General features: G+C 70.3%; 1 protein-coding gene. It reads right to left on the bottom strand.

The window, feature by feature from the left end; all coding sequences use genetic code 11:
* Positions 1-243: beta-ketoacyl synthase N-terminal-like domain-containing protein (locus tag PUR61_RS27965; RefSeq protein ID WP_329882214.1), on the bottom strand; the 243-nt coding region annotated here is incomplete at its 3' end.
* Positions 244-320 lie beyond the last annotated feature (77 nt).

Here is a 320-nt window from a genome sequence, read left to right as displayed (position 1 = left end):
GTGGCCGTTGCCGGCGGCCCAGTGGGTGTCCGGCACGCCCCGGTTCCAGTCCCAGTCCTCCTGACCGGTGATGACGACGAACAGCCCGGTCCGGGCGGCGACCAACCGGACCGGGGGGAGCGCGGCGATCTCCAGGGCCTCCCCGGCGACCACCAGCAGCAGCCGCTGCTGCGGCTCGACACCGCGGCGAACGACACCGACACCCAGCTCCAGAAGCACGCGCAGGAATCGCAGAACACCCACGAACAGAGCAACCGCCTGGAGCCGGCGAACTCGAAGAAGAACTCGACCACCCACCTCTGGACGAACGCCACCACCCC

It is taken from the genome of Streptomyces sp. BE20 (assembly GCF_036322525.1).
Taxonomy (GTDB): Bacteria; Actinomycetota; Actinomycetes; order Streptomycetales; family Streptomycetaceae; genus Kitasatospora.
This window is presented reverse-complemented; position numbering and strand designations above follow the sequence as displayed.